This window comes from Phenylobacterium sp., from assembly GCF_025351295.1.
Lineage (GTDB): Bacteria > Pseudomonadota > Alphaproteobacteria > Caulobacterales > Caulobacteraceae > Phenylobacterium.
Genome location: NZ_JANXWD010000159.1, coordinates 1 through 8,549, shown reverse-complemented (window position 1 = coordinate 8,549; position 8,549 = coordinate 1). Strand labels below are relative to the sequence as shown.

Here is an 8,549-nt window from a genome sequence, read left to right as displayed (position 1 = left end):
GGTCGCCGGACATCTCCGGCGACCGACCGGCGGCTCAAATTCTAGAAGAACTTATATTGCACCTCGACACCGAAGGTCCGCGGCGGGGAGAGGGAATAGGTCTTGAAGATACCCTGGTTCACCAGGACCGTGGCCCCCGTCACGGGATTGATGTTCTGGCCGACGAACCGCGACCCGAAGGCCCCGGCGTCGTACTGCAGGTCATCGAACAGGTTCTTCACGTAGGCGATCACCCGGGTCTTCTTGTCCCCGGAGTCCCAGGTCAGGCGTGCGTCGACCTGGGTCCAGTCCGGCGCCTTGTTGTAGCTGCGGCTGAACAGGCTGCCGTATTGGGTGTCGCGGTAGATGAAGCTCACCGAGCCGTTGAGCGTGCCACCGACCACTTCGTGCCAGGTGTAGGTGGCGTTCAGCGCCAGCTTGTTCTTCGGCGCGTTGGGCAGGGTCGCGCCGTTCAGGCTCTGGCTGCGCTGCAGGACCCCGGTGAAGGGATCGCAGGGGGCACTTCCGGCCGCCGCGCCGACGCAGGACTGCAGGGCGCCGATCGGACGGGCGCCGACCTCGACCGCCGCCGGGTCCGCCGTATCCAGCGCCGTGCCGTTCTTGATGTAGGCGTCGTTGTAGGAATAGCTCAGCAGCAGCTGCAGGTTGTCGATCGGCAACCAGGTGACCTCGGCCTCGAAGCCCTTCGAGATCGACTTCGGGACGTTGTAGAAATTCGTCGCGATCTGGCCGAAGCCGGAGAACACCGAGATCGGGACCTGCAGGTTGTCATACTTGTAGTAGTAGGCCGCCAGGTTCGCCTGCAGGTGGCTTCCGATGTCCTTCTTCAGGCCGATCTCGAACGAATCCACGCTCTCCTTCTGGGCGTAGGCGTCGGGCGCGAGGAAGGTGAAGATCCCCACGTAGAAGCCGCCCGCCTTATAGCCGCGGCTATATTTGAAGTAGGCGTTGGTGCTGGAGTCGGGCTGCCACTCGATGCCGGCCGTGCCCGTGGCCGCCTGCCAGGTCGCGTCGTACTTGCGGCCGGCGAAACCGGTCGCCGGGTCGAACGTCGTCGGCGAGACGATGCCGCGCGGCAAGGGGGCGCCGGGCGCCGGGATGTTGACCGAGAACACGGTGATGTCGGTCACCGGGATGTTCGCGCCGAACACTTCGCCGGGCACGCCGTAGCAGGTGGCGGCGCCGAAGCAGAGGATGCGCACCTGCTCCTGGCCCTGCTTGCGGTCGTGGGAATAGCGCAGGCCGACCGTGGCCTTCCACTGCGGGGTGGCCTGCCAGTCCAACTGGCCGAAGAACGCATAGGAGGTGGATTCCGACCGCGGCCGGTTGTCGTAGCGACGGTTGCCGGTCTCGGGCGCGCAGACCCCACCGGTCGGCGCGCAGAACACGCTGGGCGCTAGGAACGGTCCGTTCCACTCCTTCTGCTGCTTCAGCTCGGTGTAGACCGGCTGGTTGATGTGCTGGTTGAAGTAGTAGGCGCCGAGCACGTACTGCAGCGGGCTGTCCCAGGTGGAGATGATGTTGAGTTCGTGGCTCCAGAACTGGTTGTACTCCCGGTAGAGGAAGTCCTCCTGCGGGAAGATCCGGGCGCCGCTGGCCAGCTGATAGAAGGTGATCGGGGTCGCCGAGGCGTTACCCAGGTTGCCGCCGGCCGTCTGGGTCGGGCCGCGCAGCTGGTAGTGATAGTTCACCCCGCCGGTCAGGTATTTGATGTCGAAGTCCTTGGCGTGCCACGTCACGTGGATCGCCTCGGTGTTGTAGACCGGCAGCCGGACCGAATAGGGGATCGCCCGGGCGATCGTCCGCGCGGCGTTCTTCGACAGCCCATTGGGGTCGTACTGCGGGTTGACGCAGCCCTGCGGCGAGACGTTGACCACATTGCTGACGCCGAAGCCGGTGCTGCATCCGTAGCCGGAGTTCAGCTGGATGCCACTGGGGCCGAACTCGTAGGTGGGGAAGGGGCCGTTGGTCCAGCCTTCCGCCTGGCTGCCCGGACCGCCGGCGCCGTTGTGCCAGACGCCCATGCCGTACTTGGCCCAGACGTCGAGCTTGTCGTCGAAGAACTTGCCCTGCAGCTGGGCCTCGGCGAACCACTCGTTGATGACCCCGCCCTCGTCCGGCATGCCGGGGACGATGTTCTTCACCCAGCCGCCGGTCTGGCGGTCCCAGTCGGCGGCCAGCCGGAACTGGATCTTGTCGGTGATCGGCCCCGAGATCGCGCCTTCGAGGATGGCGTGGTCGTAGTTGGAATAGCTGGCCCGCACCTCGGCGAAGTAGGTTTCCGTCGGGCGCTTGGAGATCTCGTTGATCGCCCCGCCGATCGCGTTGCGGCCATAGAGCGTGCCCTGCGGCCCGCGAAGGATTTCAACGCGGTCGAGGAACAGCGTCGAACGGCCCGCCTGCACCGCGAAGGTCTCGTAGATGCCGTCGTTGTAGTTCGCGACCGCGGCGTCGCCGGTCAGCACGTTGGTGAGGCGCCCGACGCCGCGCAGCGAGATGCGGTCGGTCGAGCTGTTGTAGACCAGCCCTGGCGTGAAGTTGGTCATGTCCTGGATCGAGTTGATCCCGACGATCTCGCGCCGCTGGTCCGTGAACGCCGACACCGCGACGGGCACGTCCTGCAGGCTCTGCTCCCGTTTCTCGGCGGTGACCACCAACTCCTCGATGGTGTTGTTCGACGCCGCCGACGACGAACTGGTCTGCGCATGGGCCGATGCGCCAACGAAAGCGGCCAGCAAGGCGCTGGACGCCAGCAATGTGTGCTTTAACGCCATTTGTGAACTGCCTCCCCGCAGTTTGATGAGCGCTATTTCCTGCGCTTCGGGGGCAAGCTGAAGCAGCCAGAGGGGGCCGTCAACGCAAATGCGGTAAGTGAGCACTGATAACTAACTGTGTTTCAGTCAACCCAGCTGAGCACAGCAAGATGGTTATCGGATGCGCCTTGCGGGCTCCTCAGATTTGAGCAATGATCCATATGTTACTGACTTTGTTTATCCCAATAAGCAACCTAAAGGCGCGCCTCTGGCGCGCCTTATTTGTTTATTGACATTGCCTTACGCCGTACGATTACGCCTCTTCGCTAGTGCACAAGCGGCGCGAGTCCTTTGTGGGTAAGGGAATTCACGCATCTCAAAAACCTCCGTTACCGGCGCCGCAGCATGACATTTCGGCGAGCGAGTCCATGCTCTCGGAAGTAGAGCTGGACCTTCGGCGCGGCTGGCCCCTTTCGTCCGCGGCGGGCGGACTTTAGAGAGGGCCCTCGCCACGGACGGGAGCGCCAATCCATGCATCGCAAGCCGGACGGATCCTGGGACAAGTCCCGGCTTCCCAGCCGCCACACCACCGAGGGGCCGTCGCGCGCGCCGCACCGGTCGTACCTGTTCGCCATGGGGCTCGGCACGCGGGAGATCGCCCAGCCCTTCGTGGGCGTGGCGTCCTGCTGGAACGAGGCGGCACCCTGCAACCCCGCCCTGATGCGCCAGGCCCATGCGGCGGCGGCGGGGGTGAAGCGGGCCGGGGGCACGCCGCGGGAGTTCTGCACCATCACCGTCACCGACGGCATCGCCATGGGCCATGAGGGCATGCGCTCGTCCCTGGTCAGCCGCGAGGTGATCGCCGACTCGGTCGAGCTGACCATCCGCGGCCACGCCTACGACGCCCTGATCGGGGTCGCCGGCTGCGACAAGTCCCTGCCGGGGATGATGATGGCCATGCTGCGGCTGAACGTGCCGTCGGCCTTCATCTACGGCGGCTCGATCCTGCCCGGCCGCTGGCATGACCGCGACGTGACCGTGCAGGACGTCTTCGAGGGCGTCGGCAAGTACTCGGCCGGCGAGATGAGCCTGGAGGAGCTGTGCGACCTGGAACAGCACGCCTGTCCCGGCGACGGGGCGTGCGGCGGCCAGTACACGGCCAACACCATGGCCTGCGTCTCCGAGGCGATCGGCCTGGCCCTGCCGCTGTCGTCGGCGCTGCCGGCCCCCTACCTGGACCGCGACAGGTACGCCGAGGCCACCGGCGAAGCCGTCATGGCGCTGCTGGAGCGCAACATCCGGCCGCGTGACATCTGCACCCGCGAGGTGTTCGAGAACGCCGCCGTGGTCGTGGCGGCCACCGGTGGCTCCACCAACGGCGGGCTGCACCTGCCGGCCATGGCCCACGAGGCGGGGATCAGCTTCACCCTGCGCGACGTGGCCGAGATCATGCGCAAGACGCCCTACATCGCCGACCTGATGCCGGGCGGGCGCTATCCGGCCAAGAAGATGGGCGAGGCCGGCGGCATGCCGATGCTGCTGCGGACCCTGTTCGACGCCGGCCTGATCCACGGCGACTGCATGACGGTGACCGGCAAGACCATCGCGGAGAACCTTCAGGGCGTGGTCTGGGACGACACCCAGGACGTGATCCGGCCGGTCTCCAATCCGCTGTCGCCGACCGGCGGCGTGGTCGGGCTGTGGGGCTCGCTGGCCCCCGACGGCGCCATCGTCAAGGTGGCGGGCCTGGCCCACACACGGCACCGCGGCCCGGCCCGGGTGTTCGACGGCGAAGAGGCCTGTTTCGCCGCCGTCGAGGCGCGCGACTACCAGGAAGGCGACGTCCTGGTGATCCGCTATGAGGGACCCCGGGGCGGCCCCGGCATGCGCGAGATGCTGTCGACCACTGCGGCGATCTACGGCCAGGGCGTGACCAACATCGCCCTGATCACCGACGGCCGCTTCTCCGGCGCGACCCGGGGCCTCTGCATCGGCCATGTCGGGCCGGAAGCCGCGGATGGCGGCCCGATCGGCCTGATCGAGGACGGCGACATCATCGCCATCGACGCCGATGCCGGCACGATCGAGCTGGAGGTCGATGCGGCCGAGCTGGCGCGCCGCAAGGCGGAGTGGACGCCGCGCCGGACCAACTATCAGTCGGGCGCGCTGTGGAAGTTCGCCCAGGGTGTCGGACCGGCCCACCTGGGCGCCACCACCCATCCGGGCGCGGCGGCCGAGACCCACGTCTACGCGGACCTCTGATGCGCGCCCAACCCGATGAAGACGCCAACCCGATGAAGACGCCAACCCTATGAAGACGCCAACCCGATGAAAACATTGGGCCTGATCGGCGGGATCAGCGCCGAAAGCACGACCGTCTACTACCAGCAGCTCACCCGGCTGGTGCGCGAGCGGCTGGGCGGGCTGCACTCGTGCGAACTGATCCTCTGGTCGGTGGACTTCGCGCCCATGGCCGAGCTGCAGGCCAGGGAGGACTGGGAAGCCGCCGGCGTCATCCTGGCAGACGCCGCGGCGAAGCTGGAGGCGGCGGGCGCTGAGGCGATCATTATCTGCTCCAACACCGTCCATCTCAATGCGCCGCACATCCGCGCGGCGGTCTCGATCCCGCTGATCCACATCGCCGACGCCACCGCCCAGGCGCTGCGGGCGAGAGGCGTGACCCGGCCGTTGCTGCTGGCCACCCGCTTCACCATGGAGAAGGCCTTCTACCGTGACCGCCTGGCCGAGCTGGGCGTGACCGCGCTGACGCCGGACAAGGCCGACCGCGACCGGCTCCACGCCATCATCTACGACGAGCTGTGCCAGGGCGTGATCCGGCCTGAGTCGAAGGCCGAGGTGCTGGGGATCATCGCCCGCGGCCAGGCCGCCGGCGCTGACGGCCTCATCTTCGGCTGCACCGAGATCGGGCTGTTGCTGGACCCCGCCGACATGCCCCTGCCCACCGTCGACACCGCGCTCGCCCACGCCGAAGCAGCTGTGGAGTTCGCCCTGGGTAGGGGGCGTTCGCTAGAGCGCGTCAGGCGAAAGTGGATCCCGGTTTCGCCGCCCGACGCGCTCTAATTCAAAGAGTTAGAGCCTTTTTATCGGGTTCAAGTGAGTCCACTTGAACCAGAAAGACTCTAGGGCAGTGCGCGGACCCCGAACAGATAGGGGTGGCCCCAGGCAAGGGCGGCCCACACCGCCACCGCCAGGACGATCCGCCACCAGCCGATCTCGCCGAGGCTGAGCTTTTGGCGACCGCCCAGGATGGCGCCGAACGGGACGCTGGAGGTCTGGGCGGCGAAGGCGTCCCAGGTGGCGCCCAGGGCGCGCCTGCGCTTGGCGTCGATGCTGGCCGTGCCGAACAGCGCCAGGGCCAGCATCGATCCGAACAGCACGATGGAGGCGCGGTCGCCGTTCACCAGCAGGTGGCCGGCCGCCCAGACCGCCACGCCCCACAGGAACGGATGGCGGGTGATCCGCAGCATGCCCTTGACCACGTCGGGCCGGTCCAGCGCGCCTTCCTGGGCGACGCTGGTGGGATTTGGCGTGGTCAGGCCGGGCACGATCAGCAGCATGGCGGCCAGTTGCACGCCGATCTGCACGTCCCGGGTGGCGGGGGTCAGGGTCCAGTAGACGGCGTTCCAGCCCTGGCCGCGTGCCGCTGCGAAGCCGAACCCCAGCCACGCCAGGCCCGCCACCGAGCCCAGGGAGAACAGGCCCGTGTAGGCCCCCTGGCCGATGCGCCCAGTGAGCGCGTCGCGCACCCGGGTGCCGGACACCAGCAGATGCATCAGGACAAAAAAGCCGGCGGCGGCGAGCAGGTTGAGCATGGCGAGATCCTCCGCAGATGAGGCTGGCTCATAAATTTACAGTGTCAAGTTATAACGCGCCCGGTGTCGTCCAGATCGTCTTCGTCGATGTCTGCCAGGAGCGGCAGGGCCAGCAGCGGCGCGGGCGAAGGCCGGGCCTCCAGGCGGACGACCGGAGCCGCGGCCGCCGGGGGCCGGCGCAGCAGCGACTCGATCCGGGCCACCCAGCGGTTGGCCTCGTGCAGGGCCTCGCCGGGCTCCAGCCGCCGGCGGTGGCCCACGTCCTCGGGCCGCCACAGGTCCAGCTGGAAATCCGGGTGGCCGATGTCGTCGAACACGAACCGCAGCCGCACCAGCGCCTGCGGTTCGCCCAGGTCGTCCAGCGGCCGGCGGGCCTCACCCCGGAAGGCCCGGGCGGCCACCCGCCGGTCGACGACCAGCTCGACGCCCATCAGCTCGTCGATGCGGTAGGTCAGCCGCCAGCCGCCCTTGTCCCAGGCGACGGCGACGACGCCGGTGGCAAGGTCGAAGCCGATCCCGACGCCGCGGCCCCGCGCGGTCAGCAGCGGCTGGGGCACGGCGCCGAGCGCCTGGGTCAGGGTGCGGCGGACCCGGCGGGTCTCGTCCAGGAACCAGGCGAACGCCCCGCCCACGAGCGTCAGCGCGGCGCCCACGATAGCCAGCAGCGTCAGGAGCCGGGCCGCCTCGTCCATGCGCCGCAGGGTACGCCGGTTTCGGCGAGTCGGTTAAGCGCCCCGGATGACCGGCACGTGGCCGGCGCTGTCCAGCGGCAGCAGGCCGGCCAGCCGCGGGTCGTCGGCCACCTCCACCTGCCGCCGGAAGGCGCGGAACCCCGAGCGGACGTAGAAGGCCGGGGCGGCCGGGGCGTCCAGGGTGCAGGTGTGGACCCAGAACCGGCGGATCGGCGCCGCCCAGGCCCACGCGATGGCGCGGTTCATCAGCCAGCGCGCCGCCCCGCCGCCCACCAGCCCGGCCGAGACCCCGAAATAGACCAGCTCGCAGGTCTCGAACTCCCGGAAGTCCAGCTCCAGGATTCCGACCTCGCCGCCCGGCGCCTCCAGCCGGTAGACCTCGACCCGCGGGTCGCCGATGTCGGCCTTGAGCTCGTCCCGTGGCGTGACCAGCCGGGTAAACCACAGCCAGTCGCTTCCGACCGCGCGGTAGAGCTCGAGATAGTCGTCGGCGCCAGGGTCGACCAGCCGCCGCAGGGTCCACGGCGGGTCGGCGACCTCGGCGCGCAGGGGTGGCCTCTCGGTCATCTCCAGCGAGGTGACGATGGCGGCGATCCTGCCGTCCGGTACGTCGTGGAAGCCGTCCTCAAGCATGGCGCTCAGAGGTCCAGCTCGATGACCAGGGGCACGTGGTCGGAGGGCTTCTCCCAGGACCGCACGTCGCGGTGGATCGAGACGCCGGTCAGGCGGTCGGCAGCCTGGGGGGAGAGCAGGGCATGGTCGATGCGGATGCCGTTGTTCCGCGGCCAGGCGCCGGCCTGATAGTCCCAGAAGGTATAGGCGCCCGGTGCGCCGTCGGCCTCCAGGAAGGCCTCGGTGAGGCCCAGGTTCTTCAGCGCCCGGAAGGCGGCGCGGGTCTGCGGCAGGAAGAGGGCGTCGCCTTCCCAGGTCTTCGGAAACTCGGCGTCGCGCGGCTCGGGGATGACGTTGAAGTCGCCCGTCAGCACGAACCGCTCCTCCAGCCCCAGCAGGTCGCGGGCGTGGGCGTTGAGCCGCGCCATCCAGGCCAGCTTGTAGGCGTATTTCTCGGTGGCGACCGGGTTGCCATTCGGCAGGTAGAGGCAACCGACCCGCACCGGCTCGGGACCCGAGATCACGGCTTCGATGTAGCGCGCCTGTTCGTCGGCGCCGTCGCCCGAATCCGGAAGGAGCGGCAGGCCGCGCCGGATATCCTCCAGCGGCGACTTGGAGAGCAGCGCGACGCCATTGTAGGCCTTCTGGCCATGGACGGC

General features: G+C 68.4%; 7 protein-coding genes. 2 read left to right on the top strand and 5 right to left on the bottom strand.

The genetic code is table 11. From position 1 onward, the window contains the following. Positions 1-41: 41 nt before the first annotated feature. Entirely contained in the window at positions 42-2,774 is a 2,733-nt protein-coding gene (locus tag Q0R13_RS21465; RefSeq protein ID WP_293907810.1) for a TonB-dependent receptor, read from the bottom strand. A gap of 510 nt (positions 2,775-3,284) precedes the next feature. Between Q0R13_RS21465 and ilvD the strand changes: the two genes are divergently transcribed. Beyond that, positions 3,285-5,015: a dihydroxy-acid dehydratase gene (ilvD, locus tag Q0R13_RS21460; protein WP_293907808.1), complete on the top strand. Its 1,731-nt coding sequence runs from the start codon at positions 3,285-3,287 to the stop codon at positions 5,013-5,015. Between the two features lie 66 nt (positions 5,016-5,081). Continuing rightward, entirely contained in the window at positions 5,082-5,834 is a 753-nt protein-coding gene (locus Q0R13_RS21455; protein WP_293907806.1) for an aspartate/glutamate racemase family protein, read from the top strand. A gap of 59 nt (positions 5,835-5,893) precedes the next feature. On the opposite strand, the gene Q0R13_RS21450 is transcribed toward Q0R13_RS21455, so the two are convergent. The 4 genes from Q0R13_RS21450 to Q0R13_RS21435 all read right to left on the bottom strand — a co-directional run. Further along, entirely contained in the window at positions 5,894-6,586 is a 693-nt protein-coding gene (locus Q0R13_RS21450; protein ID WP_293907804.1) for an NnrU family protein, read from the bottom strand. 44 nt (positions 6,587-6,630) lie between these two features. Continuing rightward, a complete protein-coding gene (locus tag Q0R13_RS21445; RefSeq protein ID WP_293907802.1) occupies positions 6,631-7,278 on the bottom strand; it encodes a hypothetical protein in 648 nt (215 codons plus the stop codon). A gap of 33 nt (positions 7,279-7,311) precedes the next feature. Further along, positions 7,312-7,911, bottom strand: a complete 600-nt coding sequence (locus Q0R13_RS21440; RefSeq protein WP_293907800.1) for a GNAT family N-acetyltransferase — start codon at positions 7,909-7,911, stop codon at positions 7,312-7,314. Positions 7,912-7,916: 5 nt separating this feature from the next. Next, the coding region (locus Q0R13_RS21435; RefSeq protein ID WP_293907798.1) for an exodeoxyribonuclease III at positions 7,917-8,549 on the bottom strand (633 nt) is incomplete at its 5' end.